The organism is Cupriavidus sp. H18C1 (assembly GCF_049311595.1).
GTDB lineage: Bacteria > Pseudomonadota > Gammaproteobacteria > Burkholderiales > Burkholderiaceae > Cupriavidus > Cupriavidus cauae.
Genome location: NZ_CP186009.1, coordinates 543,661 through 556,397, shown reverse-complemented (window position 1 = coordinate 556,397; position 12,737 = coordinate 543,661). Strand labels below are relative to the sequence as shown.

Annotated in this window: 11 protein-coding genes and 1 pseudogene; 3 read left to right on the top strand and 9 right to left on the bottom strand. The window is 65.5% G+C overall.

Annotated elements, in window-relative coordinates; translation table 11 throughout:
• Positions 1 to 28: 28 nt before the first annotated feature.
• The 5 genes from OJJOAM_RS18325 to OJJOAM_RS18305 form a co-directional block, all read right to left on the bottom strand.
• Positions 29 to 1,441, bottom strand: a complete 1,413-nt coding sequence (locus OJJOAM_RS18325; RefSeq protein WP_422650650.1) for an undecaprenyl-phosphate glucose phosphotransferase — start codon at positions 1,439 to 1,441, stop codon at positions 29 to 31.
• A 110-nt stretch (positions 1,442 to 1,551) separates the two neighbouring features.
• Entirely contained in the window at positions 1,552 to 2,247 is a 696-nt protein-coding gene (locus tag OJJOAM_RS18320) for a phosphatase PAP2 family protein (RefSeq protein ID WP_422650649.1), read from the bottom strand.
• A gap of 399 nt (positions 2,248 to 2,646) precedes the next feature.
• Complete coding sequence (locus OJJOAM_RS18315; RefSeq protein WP_422650648.1) at positions 2,647 to 2,955, bottom strand: hypothetical protein; 309 nt, start codon at positions 2,953 to 2,955, stop codon at positions 2,647 to 2,649.
• A gap of 99 nt (positions 2,956 to 3,054) precedes the next feature.
• Complete coding sequence (locus OJJOAM_RS18310; RefSeq protein ID WP_422650647.1) at positions 3,055 to 3,573, bottom strand: DNA-binding response regulator; 519 nt, start codon at positions 3,571 to 3,573, stop codon at positions 3,055 to 3,057.
• A gap of 108 nt (positions 3,574 to 3,681) precedes the next feature.
• Entirely contained in the window at positions 3,682 to 4,539 is an 858-nt protein-coding gene (locus OJJOAM_RS18305) for a LuxR C-terminal-related transcriptional regulator (protein ID WP_422650646.1), read from the bottom strand.
• Between the two features lie 667 nt (positions 4,540 to 5,206).
• On the opposite strand from OJJOAM_RS18305, the gene OJJOAM_RS18300 reads away from it, so the two are divergent.
• Both OJJOAM_RS18300 and OJJOAM_RS18295 read left to right on the top strand, forming a co-directional pair.
• A complete protein-coding gene (locus OJJOAM_RS18300) occupies positions 5,207 to 6,517 on the top strand; it encodes a phage integrase family protein (protein ID WP_422650645.1) in 1,311 nt (436 codons plus the stop codon).
• 239 nt (positions 6,518 to 6,756) lie between these two features.
• Positions 6,757 to 6,948 (top strand): hypothetical protein, encoded by a 192-nt coding sequence (locus tag OJJOAM_RS18295; RefSeq protein WP_422650644.1) that lies wholly within the window; start codon positions 6,757 to 6,759, stop codon positions 6,946 to 6,948.
• Positions 6,949 to 7,011: 63 nt separating this feature from the next.
• On the opposite strand, the pseudogene OJJOAM_RS18290 reads toward OJJOAM_RS18295, so the two are convergent.
• Positions 7,012 to 8,028 (bottom strand): annotated as a pseudogene (locus OJJOAM_RS18290) (ParB/RepB/Spo0J family partition protein).
• A 5-nt stretch (positions 8,029 to 8,033) separates the two neighbouring features.
• Positions 8,034 to 8,690, bottom strand: a complete 657-nt coding sequence (locus tag OJJOAM_RS18285; protein WP_149318590.1) for a ParA family protein — start codon at positions 8,688 to 8,690, stop codon at positions 8,034 to 8,036.
• A 362-nt stretch (positions 8,691 to 9,052) separates the two neighbouring features.
• On the opposite strand from OJJOAM_RS18285, the gene OJJOAM_RS18280 reads away from it, so the two are divergent.
• Positions 9,053 to 9,256 (top strand): cold-shock protein, encoded by a 204-nt coding sequence (locus tag OJJOAM_RS18280; RefSeq protein ID WP_006576252.1) that lies wholly within the window; start codon positions 9,053 to 9,055, stop codon positions 9,254 to 9,256.
• 138 nt (positions 9,257 to 9,394) lie between these two features.
• Here OJJOAM_RS18280 and OJJOAM_RS18275 read toward each other — a convergent pair whose 3' ends face one another.
• Positions 9,395 to 10,489: a replication protein RepA gene (locus OJJOAM_RS18275; protein WP_053823267.1), complete on the bottom strand. Its 1,095-nt coding sequence runs from the start codon at positions 10,487 to 10,489 to the stop codon at positions 9,395 to 9,397.
• Positions 10,490 to 12,222: 1,733 nt separating this feature from the next.
• Positions 12,223 to 12,426, bottom strand: coding sequence for a cold-shock protein (locus tag OJJOAM_RS18270; protein WP_006576725.1), 204 nt, complete (start codon positions 12,424 to 12,426; stop codon positions 12,223 to 12,225).
• Between the last annotated feature and the right edge of the window lie 311 nt (positions 12,427 to 12,737).

Below are 12,737 nucleotides of genomic sequence, written 5' to 3'. Positions count from 1 at the left end.
TTCGCCACGGCCGTGGGCCGGACCCCGTTCAGAATGCGCTCTTGCCGGTCCAGCCATGCAGCGCGGTGCGCGCGATGATCCGCAGGTCCAGCTGGAAGGACCAGTTGCGGATGTAGTAGATATCGAACTCGATGCGCGCGCGCATCTTCTCGACCGTGTCGGTCTGCCCGCGCAGGCCGTTGATCTGCGCCCAGCCGGTGATGCCGGGCTTGACGCGATGGCGCAGCATGTAGCGGTCGATCAGCTCCTTGTAGATCTCGTTGTGTTCGAGCGCATGGGGGCGCGGACCCACCACCGACATCTCGCCGCGCAGCACGTTGAAGAACTGCGGCAGCTCATCCAGGCTGGTACGGCGCAGGAAGGCGCCGATGCGCGTCACGCGCGGATCGTTGCGCACCGCCTGCGTGACGCCGCGGTCCTGGTGGACGACCATCGTGCGGAACTTGAACACGTCGAATGGCTTGCCGTCGATACCCAGGCGCTTCTGCCGGAACAGCACCGGGCCCGGCGAGGACAGCTTGACGCCGATCGCGATGGCGATCAGCAGCGGCGACATGCCAAGCAGCGCCACGGCGGCGAAGACGCGATCGAAGCTTGCCTTCAGCAGGCCCGTGATGCGCGAATCGGGCGGGCTGTTCAGGTCGATCACCGGCAGGCCGAGGAATTCGCTGAAGCGGTGGCCGAGCAGCTCGACCGACATGATGTCGGGCACCCAGCGGATGTCGACCAGGTCGTTGCGGAACTGGTAGACCACGTCGCACAGGTCGCGGCACGCCGCCATCGGCAGCGTCAGCCAGATCTCGCGCACGTCCTGGCTGCGCACGAAACGCGTGACGTCGCTCATCTCGCGCAGGATCGGCACGCCGGAGGGCAGCGTGTCGTCCTCGTGGTCGCAGTAGATGCCGACCACGTGATAGCCGGCTTCGCGGATGCGCTGCACGCGCCGGTACATCTCGTTGCCGAGCGGACCGTAGCCGAAGATCAGCACGCGCTTGGCGTTGATGCCCTGCTGCCGCACATTGCCCAGCAGCTGGTACAGCACCAGCCGGGAGCCGACCAGCGCCACGGAGACGGCGCCGAACCAGGAGGTCGACCACAGGCGCGACACTGCGCCGATCTGATGCATCAGGTAGGCCAGCACCAGGCCGCTGACCGCGACCAGGCTCCATGCCGCCAGCGTGCGCAGGCCCAGTGCGGCGCGGCTGCGGCCGCGCCACGATTCGTAGAGTCCGCAGGCGGGAAACACGATCAGCGTGGCGACCGCGCAGAACGCGGTCAGGAAGCCATGTATCGGCGCCGCCGATGCCAGGCCGCCCTCGGGAAACCAGAATTCGCCGACCAGGATGCCGCAGATGCCCACCGTCAATGCATCCGAGACCCGATACAGCAGTTGCAGCGCCGTCTGCCGCTCGACGATCGCCTGCGCGCTTGCCGTTGCCATGACCCTCTCCCCCTTGCTGCCGTGTTCGATGCCGTGCGTCGGCATATCGAGAACATCGTCGCGCCCGGGTCGTCGTGGGGTCTGTTGGGTCCCCCACACAGGTGGGGCTGCTACGCGGGGAAGAAAGACGGCGAGGCAGACGCAAACGGAGACGGGGATGGCGGCGCGATCGTCGCGGCGTCGCGCCGCTGCCAATCCTCGCGCTGAAACGGCCGCGCGCGTCCGGACAGGTACAGCGCGATCTGTTCGATCCATTGCTCGGTGGGCGCATGCGCACCCGATGCCGGCACCCCGAGCAGCAAGGCGCCGATCAGCAGCAACAGCGACGCGCGCGGCGATCGGTGCCGCCGCGAGCGCCGCCGCGGCGCGGTGGCCAGCAGATAGCCGCCGCTGACGGCGAAACCGAGCGTGAGTCCGCCTGCCACTTCGCTGAATGAATGCGCGCCCAGCGGCAAACGCGAATAGCCGACCAGCAGCGCGAGCGATGCGCCGAGCGTTGCGGCGATCCATCCAACGTGCGGCCGCTGTCCCGGTGCGAGCCGATGCAGCAGCACCGGCAGCACGCTTGCCGCCATCATGCTGTGGCCGGAAAAACCGGTGAAGTTCAGCGCCGGCACGCCGATGCCCCAGCCGATGAAGGCGAGCTTCGATGCAAGCGTCAGTCCGGCGGCGGCGGCGAACGTCAGGCTCCAGTCGCGCGCCGCGCGCCATTCGCCGCGATGGCACAGCGACAGCAGCAACAGCGCGGCGCACGGCAGCAGCAGCGCGGTGTCGCCGAAGCGCGAAATCAAATGCCAGTGCCACATGGTGTCGAAGGCCCCGCGCTGCCGCTTGGCGGCCGTGGGCTGTTGGTCCTTTTGGTTGATGGAAGTCGCAAGATCGATTGGATATCGTCAGTCTTGTGGTGGGCCAGGCGGAATCGGCCTGCCACTTTGGAGCCCGCATGGTCCCCCGGTCTGCGGGCTTCTTTTTCCCCCTTCCCCGGGTTGCGGTCGTCGCCGACGTCCGCGCCCTCCCCAAAAAGAAAGGACCCCGGCGTGCCGTCTGTCGAGCGGCGGCTCCGCCGTGGTCCGCAGATCCGGCCGGGCGATCGCCGCGGCCGATACGCGCGTGTACGCATGTCGTTCGATTCGTCATTCGACATGCGGCTCCCCCGAGCACGCGCCTTATTTCCCCCTTCGTGTTCGTTCGCGCGGCTCCAGCGCTTACCGCTCGTTCGGCCGCGGCGTCTTCATGTCGCGGCCATCGCCCGCGCACGTGCCGGGCGCCACCGACAGGAACGACGTCGCCAGTCCCGCGGCGATGCGCCGCCGCGCTTCGCGCTCGCCGGCTTCGCGGGCCGCGATGATCGCGGCATCCTCGCTGCAGAACGCGCGGCCATGCAGTTCGCCGCGATGGACCAGCGGCCCATCGCACGCCGACGCCAGCCGGATCTCATAACAGCATGCCCACTTGTTGCGGCCCTCGGGCACGGCGAAGCCGCGCACGATCAGCACCGCCGATCCTCCATTCATATGACCCCCCGCTCCTGCCGGCGGCGGACCTTCTGATCCCGGGTCCGGCTACGCCAGCAGCGTAGTGCCAGCATAGGCCGCATCCCCGGTGGACGACCATCAGCCGCTTGCCGTAGAACCAGGGCGCAGAAAGTTGGAGGTCGGTGCTGGTGCGGGCGCCATCAACCAGGCCATGCTGGCGCGCGGAAAGCATTGGCCGCCGGCGCTGACGAGCGCCACCGCGGCGGAAACCAGATCGGGCGAGGCCGGTGCCAGCAGGCAGCCGCCGGCCCCGAGCCGGGCCGCGCGCTGCGTCAGCGCGGTGGCGCCTGGCCTGGCGATCAGCAGCCACCGGCGCGGCGCGATGCGCTGGCACAAGGCGTCGATCAGCGCGCCGGCATCCGCGTCGCTGCTGCTGCAGTCGAGCAGCGCGAAATCGACGGGCTGTCTGGGCAATTGGGCGTCGGGCGCGAGCAGCAGCCATTCCGGCGACTGCAAGGTCAACGGGCAGGAGGCCTGACGCTTGCCGAGGTAGCGCGACAGCGCGCGCAGCATGATCGCGTTGTTGGCCAGAAGAAGGGTCGTCATCGACTCGGGCGAGCTCAGGGGGGCGAGGTGACTGCCGGCGTGCATGTCCATAAGCCTAGCAAGCCGCCTCCCGGGCCGCCTCGACCATTGGCATGAAGTCCCTCAGCCGAAAGGATGAGTTCGCGCCAGCACATGCCTCCGTGACTGGCGCCTTGCAACTCAGGCCGCCTGGCAGACCGCCGGCAATCGCATGCCGTCCACGTGCAGCGGCACCGCGCCCAGCGTCGACGGTCCCGGCCAGTTCAGCTTGGCGCCGCGCCGCAGCGCTTCGTAGACGGCCTCGCCCTTGTTGCGCACATGCAGGCGGTGGTACAGCGTGCAGGCGTGGGTCTTGGCGGTGGCCACCGAGATGTTGAGCACGCGGCTGACCGTCTTGATCGGATAGCCGCGCGCCAGCAGCGCCAGCACCTCGTATTGGCGCTCGGTGATATTGAGCAGATGCGAGCCGAACGACGGCGTCTCGATATCGGGCTGGATCAGCGGCGCGGTCCGGATGGCGATGTCGGTGGACCAGCCGGGCGCGGCGCGGGTCGACTCGATCGGTTCGTTTGGCCGGCTCGCGGCCGCTTCCCTGTCGCCGGTGTCCTGCATGCCGGACAGGCCCGTCTGCCGCGTCGGCTCCGCGTGGACCAGCGCGGGGAAGCACTCGCCGCCGGCGAGCACCAGGCGGATGGCGGCATCGAGCACCTCGGCGCAGCAGTTCTTCGACAGCAGTCCTGCCACCATCGGCGGCACGGATTCCTGCGCCATCGCGGCGGGCAGGCCGTCGGCCAGCACCAGCACCCGCTGCGGCGCGAGGTAGCGGCACACGTCTTCCATCGCGCGCCAGCTGCCGCTGCCATCGTCGTACCAGCCGTAGATCAGCAGGTCGGCGTCGCGCAGCCGGGCATCGTCGGCCGATGGCAGCGCGGCCGGTTCGACATCGATGACGTGGACGGGGAGTTCGGATTGCGCCAGTAGCTGGCGCAGGCCCAATCGCAGTAATGGATGAGGCTCGATCAACAGAATGGTGGCCATGCCGCTCTCGTTCTTGTTGCGACACGTGCGCCGCGACGGTCGCCCGTGTGATCGGAAGTGCGGCGCTATGTTGCGCCTGCCCCTCCCTACGATTCACCCCGCTTCAGTTCGGCGCGCCGTTCAGCGCGGCCGTCCCTTCCCGTCAAGCGTGATGCAATCGCCCCGTTTGCGTGTTTGCACGCTTTCGATCCCTCTAAAGACAGACTTAACTTTCACTTATTCTGCGGTCCAGCATATGCACGCCAAAACAGGAAAGCAAGGCTCGCCAGATGGTGGGTAAGTCGCTTTTGTGCGAATGCGTACGCAGCGCAAGGCTGGAAGCGGGGTAAGGATTTTCCCTTACGTCAATCGCAAAGCGGCCGCGTTCTTAGGGTTCGGACCGATGTTTGGGCGGTGTTTGGGCGGTGTTTGGGCGGTGTTTGGGCGGTGTTTGGGCGGTGTTTGGGCGGTGTTTGGGCGGTGTTTGGGTGAAGTTGGGTCGATGTTTCCCCAATGTTTCGGGCGTTGTCAGCGGCGATTTTTCGCCATGCTCTGCTCGCCGGGCGGCGGCATTCGGATGCTGTGCCGAGAAAATAATTTACATTACACTTCGGGTAGCAATTTGGGCAGGTTGCGCTACTCGTCTGCTCAAAGTCGTTATCAATCAATCACTTAAGGCCGATTGCCGATGTCTGTGCGGGACGACACGCTGGATCCCTCGAAACTGACCCGGACCGAATTCGCCGTGGTACGGGCGTATGCCCAGGGCATGGCCGCGGTCGATATCGCCAACCGCTATCTGCTCGACCCGGACGAGGAGGAGGCGCTGACCGAGCATCAGGCGGTGCAGCGCATCCTGCGGCTGCGCGATCGGCTGGTCCAGTTCGCGCTGCAGAACAACCGGCCCGATATCGCGGCGATGTTCGACTCGCTCAAGGGTCGCTCCAATGTCGCGATGGACCGGCGCGTCGACGCGCTGTCGTCGTTGGAGCGCTTGTCCCCTGGGCGACCGGCGCTCGATCACGCGGTGTCGCTGTGGTTCGGGCCCAGCCTGTCGCGCCGCCTCGCGGCGGGCGGCATCGAACGCATCGGCGACCTGGTGGAGCGGGTCAACCGGCGCGGCGCCGCCTGGTGGCGCGCGGTGCCACGCCTCGGCGCCAAATCCGCCGATGTGGTGCGGCACTGGCTCGAGCGGCAGCGCGACACGCTGCGGGCGAGCGATGGGAGACCGGTGTTGGGGCCTCAGGTGGGCGCGCTGGTGGTGCCGTCGCAGCGGCCGCCGATGACGTTGGCACCGCTGGACGATCGGCTGGAGGTGCCTGTTCCTCTGGAATATATGCTTTGTACAGCACTCTATGGTGACTGGCGTGCGGTTCTTGGGGAGGAGCTGCAGCTGGTACGCCAATGGCTCGAGAGCAAGCGGCCCGGCTCCCCATACCTGGGCCAGCTATCGGCGCGAGGCCGAACGGCTGCTGCTGTGGGCGGCACGGCGGCGGCAGCCCTTGCGCAGCATGACGGGGGAAGACCTGTCGGCGTATTGGGATTTCCTGGCCGATCCGCAACCCGCGGCGTTCTGGCAGGGTCCGGCCGGGCCGCGCGACCGGATGCCGTGGCGGCCGTTCGAGGGCGGATTGCGGGGCAGCTCTCGCCAGGCGGCCATGCGCGTGATACGGGCGCTGTTCGGCTGGCTGCGGAAGCGTGGCGTGCTGGCGCACCATCCCTTCGATGGCTTTGCGATACCGGCTGGGGCGGTGGTATCGCACGACGATCGGCTAGGCGACAAGGCGGACGGAGAGCTAGAGGATCAGACAGCCGATCAGGCAGATGGTCTGGCTGGGCTGGCCGGTCACCGGGAAACGGCTCCCGGGCAGGCGGCCGGCGCGGGTACGAGTGTGGCCGCGTTTCGCCGCTGGCTCGATGGATCGAACGGCACGCCGATATGGCGGACCGCCAATGCCGCAGCCTATCTGATCGGCGATTGCGGGATGCGAATCGGTGAAGCGGTATTGGCCACCGGGGGCCATCTTCAGCTTGGGGACGGCGGGCGCTGGCTGCTGCGCCCACGCTTCGACCTCCAGGCCCCGGGAATCGCCCTGCCACGGATTGGATCGGGCCAGGTAGGGATGCGGCTCGCCATGCTGAGCGAGGATGCCTGGGATGCCCTCTCCCGGCACTGGGCCGACCGTGGTTTGGCGGCGGACGGGCTACCGCAGGCCGCGCCGCTGCTGGGTCCCCCTGATGCTGCCGCCAACCGCGCGGGGCCAGGCCAAGCGGGCCAGTCTGCCGCTTGCCGGTTACTCCCCGAGCGGCCTGGACCGGCTGCTTCGCGCGGCGTGGCGGGATTTCGTTGCGTTGCCCGAGCACGCCGATCATCGCAGCGTCCGGTTCACGCCCCGCATGCTGGTGCGGCGGGAAGCTGGGGAGCCGTGATGGCGGGCCGCGCGTCGGGATCTTCATCCCGCCCCTGCTGCGGCACGCAGCCCGGTGGGTCTGCTACAGCAGCGATTTGTCCAGGCCGAAGCGCGCCTTCAAGGCTTCCAGCAGCGCTTCGCGGGCATCGCGATCGGTCAGCTGGACGTCGAGCACGACGCGACCCGAGTCCCATTCCTTGATCGTCCCCAGCAGCTCGCCGCCACTGGTGCGGATCTTGTACTGGCGGCTGATTTCCTTGACCTTGCGCGCCTTGCCCTCTTGCGCCTGCTTGCGAATCGCCTCGACCTCGCGGCTCGACAGTCCGTCGTTCATGATGCGCATCGCCAGCTCGCGGGTACGCTCCTCCCCCGCCAGCTTGTAGTACAGCGTCAGCTCGTAGCCCGCCGCGATACCGATCGCGCTGGGACGCTCGCGCATCACCATCAGCACCGACTCCGGCAGCTTCAGCAGCGCCAGGGTCTTGTTGACCGTGCCGGCCGACATGCCGGTCAGCTCGCAAATATCTTCTTCCTTTGCAACCTTGCCCTCGTCGAGCAGCTGGCGCCAGGCGATGGCATTGTCCAGCGCCGACTGGTCCGAGCGCTGCTCGTTCAGCAGGAAGGACAGGCGGTAGAAGTCGAGGTCGCTGAGGTCGCGCTCGACGAAGCACTCCATCTCGAGCTTGCCGGCCGCCGCCAGCGCGCGCTTGCGGTAGTGGCCGTCGATCAGGATGTAGTGACCGGGGCGGGACGGATCCGGCGCCGCGAGACCGGGGGGTCTTCTGGCCGTGGGTAGCGATCGACGCGGCGCGCTCCTGCACGACGGCGGGATCGTAGATCCGGCGCGCGTTCAACGGGTTGTCGTGCAATTGCGCCAGCGGGATGCGCTTGAGGACGCGGCCATCCCCCCCGAGCGCTCCTCGTTTTCAGCGCTGAAAGTCGGCGTCGTTTCCGCGCCCTTGGCCTGCAGCAGACCGTGCGGATGCTTGGCGATCGCCGCTTCCGCGCGGGCGAAGCGGTCCAGCGTGTCGGCGCGGCTCTTTTCCGCCGCCATGCCGGCCAGCATGCCGGCGCGCAGATTCTTCTTCTTCGTTGCCATTCTCTTTACTCGATCAGGGACAGCACCTCGTCCACCATGATGTCGACTTCCTGCACCGCCTCGCGTGCGCCCGGTACGCCGTGCACGGTACAACCGATGGCCTGGCACTCGCGGAACGCGGAGCGGGAGCCGATCATCGATTGCAACAGGGGAAAGTCGCCGTCATCGCCCAGGATTTCGATCGCCTGGCGCGCGATGGAAACGCGGCGTTGCACCATATTGGCCATCACGCGGACGGTCAATGTTTCGTTCTGGACCTGCGCGTGCTGCGCGAGGGTCTTGGCCGCCACCGCCGCCCACAGATCCGGGGGCGACGGGACGACGGGAATCACCGCCAGATCCGAGATCAGCAGGGCGCTGGACGGCGCCGCGGAATGCACGGCAGGCGGGCAGTCGACGACGATATAGTCGTAGTCCTGGACGAACTTGCGGACTTCCCGATGCATCGCGCCGCCCGAAGCCGCCAATCCAATGACGGAGGCCGGGAACGGACGCTCGTCTGAGGCTTGCGCCGCCCAACGGGTCGCGGTTCCCTGCTCGTCCATATCGACCAGCATCGCGCGGGCGCCGCGCAAACCCAGCGTCCCGGCCAAGTGCATGCTGACCGTTGTCTTGCCGCAGCCGCCCTTCTGATTGAACACCGTGATGATTTTCGCTGCCACCGGGGCCTCTCTCTTTCAGCGCTGAAAGCGCGGTTTGACTGTAGGCGAAACTTTAGTCAATCGCCTTGGTGCTATCAACCGATTTCTTCAAATAAACGAATTCGTTGCAGCCTGGAAGCCAAAAAGTCGCACAAGTTTCTTCAAAAGTTGTGCTTGAAAATCGGTCGAGAATCGGCCTACATTAGAGGTTGTGCGTTGTACGCCGCACATGACACGGTTAGACAAACTGGATATGATGCCCAACACAGTCGCGTCAAGTCGTGTCACCCTCGTCGGCTTCCGTTCGGTATCTGCGAGAAATCAACGTGCTTGAACGGTTGTTTGCGTCGTGTACAAAGAACTTGCGTCGAAAGGAAACTCACATGGCAACCGGTACGGTTAAGTGGTTCAACGAAACCAAGGGGTTCGGCTTCATTACCCCGGACGATGGTGGCGCGGACTTGTTCGCCCATTTCTCGGAAATCCAGGGCACTGGATTCAAGACGCTGAAGGACGGCCAGCGAGTGACCTTTGAAGTCAAGGAAGGTCCGAAGGGCAAGCAAGCTTCCGGCATCAAGCCGGCCTGATCGCCCGCGTCGCCGCTGGTTCGCGGCACTCGTCGGGAGCCAGCAAAAAAGCAGGTGTTCAACACCTGCTTTTTTTATTGCCGCGCCGAACCTTACCGAAGCGAAGGGCCTGCGGCGCTTTCCTGGATGGACCGCCGCTCAGGCCAGCTTGCGCACGCTGGTACGCGAGGGCTGCAGAATCAGCGCCTTCGACGAATCGGCGTCGACCTTGGCGTCCGGATATACCACCAGCACGTCCTTCAACGCCTTGCGGAACAGCGCGCGGAACTTGCGCTCGCTCTCGGTCTCGGTACCGAACTGCATCTGCAGCGCTTCCCAGGGGATCTCGGTGCGCCGCTGGATGGTGAAGAAGCGGTAGGTCAGCCAGGAATAGACGTCCAGCGCGAACGGCGACTGCTTCAGCGCCTTCAGCGCCCGCATATCGACCGGCACCGGGCGATTGACCAGCTCGTTGAAGAACGGCTCGGACAGCACCACGAAGCTCTCGAACATGGAGCCCTGGCCGGGCTGCATCGGATCCCACCAGGTCGACAGCTGATCGGCCAGCAGGTAGCCGACGCGATCGATCGACATCGGTTCGTGGTTGTTGGTCTGGTTCTGCGTCGGCGCCGATTTGTTCTGGACGATCGCAATGGTGGCGGAGAACAGGCGGATCATCTGCTGGCGCACCAGCGTCATGGTGCCCCGCTTGCCGCCCGTGGCCATCGGGATGCCGAGGTTGTACATGAACTCGGACAGCGAATTGCCCAGGGAGATGCGGCGGTCGTCCACGGTGCCGGTAAACTCGCCCCGCTTCTTCTTCGCCATGATCTCCTTGCCGATCCAGGCCAGCATCAACCGCGGATAGGAGCCATAGGGATACCCGAGCGACACGGTTTCCGACACCAGCTTCTGGCGGCCGTTGCTGGCGCGCTCGGACCGCTGCTGCGTGAAGTAACCCGGCTGGATCATCAGCGAGATATTGCCGCTGGTCCGGGTCCAGACGGGCGGCGCGCCCTTTGGCGCCCGGTAGGGCAGCGTAACCTGCACACTGGCGCGGCTCAGAAAGCCGACCTCGCCACTTTGCCAGGCGTCTTCGCGCTCCATGGCCTGCGCTTCGTCGAACAGCCGCTGAAATTTTTCGGACGGGACCAACGGCGCATCGTTGCCAGGAACGATGATGCGCGAGGGACCGGTTTCCACGTCAGTGACGGTGCGGTCGTCCGGGGTGGCCAGGGAACGTTTGATCGGCATATCGGCGTGCTTCGAATTACCCGCCTTTTTACTTGATGCCGCCACCCTTGTCACGCAGAAACGGGTACGTTCGGAGATTCGGCCGTGAGTACGCCGCCGTGGCGGGAAATCCGCCCGGGTATACGCCTACTTGGCGCCTACCTGGCGCCGACCTCGCGCCGGCTCTGGTAGCCCTTGGCTTTGTGCCGATGTCTCTCTTTTGCCAGCTCGCATGCCGTGCGGCAGGGGGCAACCCGGCAGGGTTGTCCACTGCCGCGCGGTCATCCACTACAAGCAATACATACCTTTACGGTTAACTACTCGTAAACCGTATACGCGGCACCTAAGCCGTTGAACCGTAAACGTAAACCGACCCCCTTCGTACCCGATTCTGCGCTGCAGCGTACTCGATTCTGCGAAGCGTCGAACCCGAATCTGCGTATCCCCGAACCTGTTTCAGCGAAAGCCGCGAACCGCTTTCTGCGGGGATAACTTCGGCATTGCACAGGCTTATCCACAGCGGCCACGCGTCCGCTGCGTACCCGTTTCTGCGCCATATCGGCGCGTTGGCCGGGCTGAGAGGCCGATAAAGCGCCTCATAAAGCCCTTAGAGGCCGGCGTAGCGCCGGCCCTGCCCGCTGCGTACCTGTTTCTGCGTGCCAGGCGCGCGCAATGAAGCGAGGTCTGGGCGTACCCGTTTCTGCGGCGTACCCAGTTCTGCGAACAATCACCTCTTGAGCGGCCTTCGTAAAGCGTACCTACTTCTGCGTACGGAATTGGACATCGGGTGCACGGCAAGCGTACCTGTTTCTGCGACGCTTTCAGGCCATGAAGACGCGCCCCTGGCGCACGAGGCCCACGGAGTCCGTACGTCCTGTCGAGAGCGAGTGCTTCCAAACGTTTGCAGAGCCCAAGCCTCGGCCATGGTCGGGAGCGTACCCGTTTCTGCGCCGGAGCCGGGCCTTGGCAGAAGAAGTCGCGGGGCAGCTGCCGGAGGGCCGTACACGTTTCTGCCCATCGGCGCGGGTCTTCAGTGGGCCGATCCGCGTACCCGTTTCTGCGGCGAACGGCGGCCCTTCGTCCGGCGACGGTGGCGCTCAGAAAACCGTACCCGTTTCTGCGTCACCCCAAAAAAACCCGCCGAACGTACCCGTTTCTGCGTACGTGACCGCTGCACGGACCGCGGATCGCGCTACGGAATCAGCGGATCCGTACCTGTTTCTGCGTGCGGCCGACTCCCGGCCGGCCACTATGGCGTACCCGTTTCTGCGGCCATCGACCCTCCGAAGGAGCTCCGGTAGGCCCTGGATCCGTACCCGATTCTGCGAGCGCAAACGGTCGCCGTCCGTACCCGTTTCTGCGCGCTGATGCCTGGCTCGCGGTGGCACGCCCAACCGCTCCGGCGAGACGGCAACGAGGAAAGGACCGGAGAAAAAGGAGAGGGTCGGGACGAAACGCCACAAGGGCAGAGCAGCAAGGGGAGAGAAAGAGGCGGGATCCAGGGACGGGACCGAGGAGGGCGAAGCGAGCGGCGAGGGGGAGTGGCGAGGCGAGGCCACGGGCGACGGAAGAGGCGAGGGGAGACCGGAGAGGCGAAGGGTGAAGGCCAAGGCGGCGGGAGGCCCAACCCGAACAGCGCCGCCCCGCCGCAAGAGCTGGGCGACCGACGAAAATCGCCACGCCACAAAAACAAAAAGCCCCGCACGGGGCGGGCTTTCAGCGTCTTCTCGCCCGAGGGCGAGGGGCGCGAGGCCTTACAGCGGGGTGATGTTCGCTGCTTGCAGGCCCTTCGGGCCGTTCTTCACTTCGAACGAAACGCGCTGGTTTTCTTGCAGCGACTTGAATCCAGAGCCCTGGATTTCCGAGAAGTGGGCGAACAGATCATCACCGCCTTCGTCCGGCTTGATGAAACCGAAACCCTTGGCGTCGTTGAACCATTTGACGATACCGGTTTTCATGGTCTTGCATTTCCTAAAAAAATTAAAAAACGGAGGCGCGCGGCGCTTCCGGCAGAGCAACTCAAGGAAAGGACACCATGGACAACCGAAGTACCATGACGGTGGCTAACGAATGTGCTGTTGCCTCGTCGCTTGAATCTAGCGCGCTTTATACGGGGGATCGCAGCCCACGTCAAGAGCGGTGTTCCCCTGCTGCAGGCTAGATCACGCGAGTGCCCTCGTGCGATCATCACCCATTTTGCATACAGTCTATTTGTCCGTATCGGCGCACCTGTATACAAAAGTGTAAGACATTACGTGTGCCTCCCTGG

Excerpts from the sequence above, each read along its gene's own strand:
- OJJOAM_RS18275 (WP_053823267.1), bottom strand. The coding sequence starts at position 10,489 with ATGCCGATCAAACGTTCCCTGGCCACCCCGGACGACCGCACCGTCACT.
- OJJOAM_RS18315 (WP_422650648.1), bottom strand. The coding sequence starts at position 2,955 with ATGAATGGAGGATCGGCGGTGCTGATCGTGCGCGGCTTCGCCGTGCCC.
- OJJOAM_RS18305 (WP_422650646.1), bottom strand. The coding sequence starts at position 4,539 with ATGGCCACCATTCTGTTGATCGAGCCTCATCCATTACTGCGATTGGGC.
- OJJOAM_RS18320 (WP_422650649.1), bottom strand. The coding sequence starts at position 2,247 with ATGTGGCACTGGCATTTGATTTCGCGCTTCGGCGACACCGCGCTGCTG.
- OJJOAM_RS18270 (WP_006576725.1), bottom strand. The coding sequence starts at position 12,426 with ATGAAAACCGGTATCGTCAAATGGTTCAACGACGCCAAGGGTTTCGGT.
- OJJOAM_RS18300 (WP_422650645.1), top strand. The coding sequence starts at position 5,207 with ATGTCTGTGCGGGACGACACGCTGGATCCCTCGAAACTGACCCGGACC.
- OJJOAM_RS18280 (WP_006576252.1), top strand. The coding sequence starts at position 9,053 with ATGGCAACCGGTACGGTTAAGTGGTTCAACGAAACCAAGGGGTTCGGC.
- OJJOAM_RS18295 (WP_422650644.1), top strand. The coding sequence starts at position 6,757 with ATGCTGCCGCCAACCGCGCGGGGCCAGGCCAAGCGGGCCAGTCTGCCG.
- OJJOAM_RS18310 (WP_422650647.1), bottom strand. The coding sequence starts at position 3,573 with ATGGACATGCACGCCGGCAGTCACCTCGCCCCCCTGAGCTCGCCCGAG.
- OJJOAM_RS18325 (WP_422650650.1), bottom strand. The coding sequence starts at position 1,441 with ATGGCAACGGCAAGCGCGCAGGCGATCGTCGAGCGGCAGACGGCGCTG.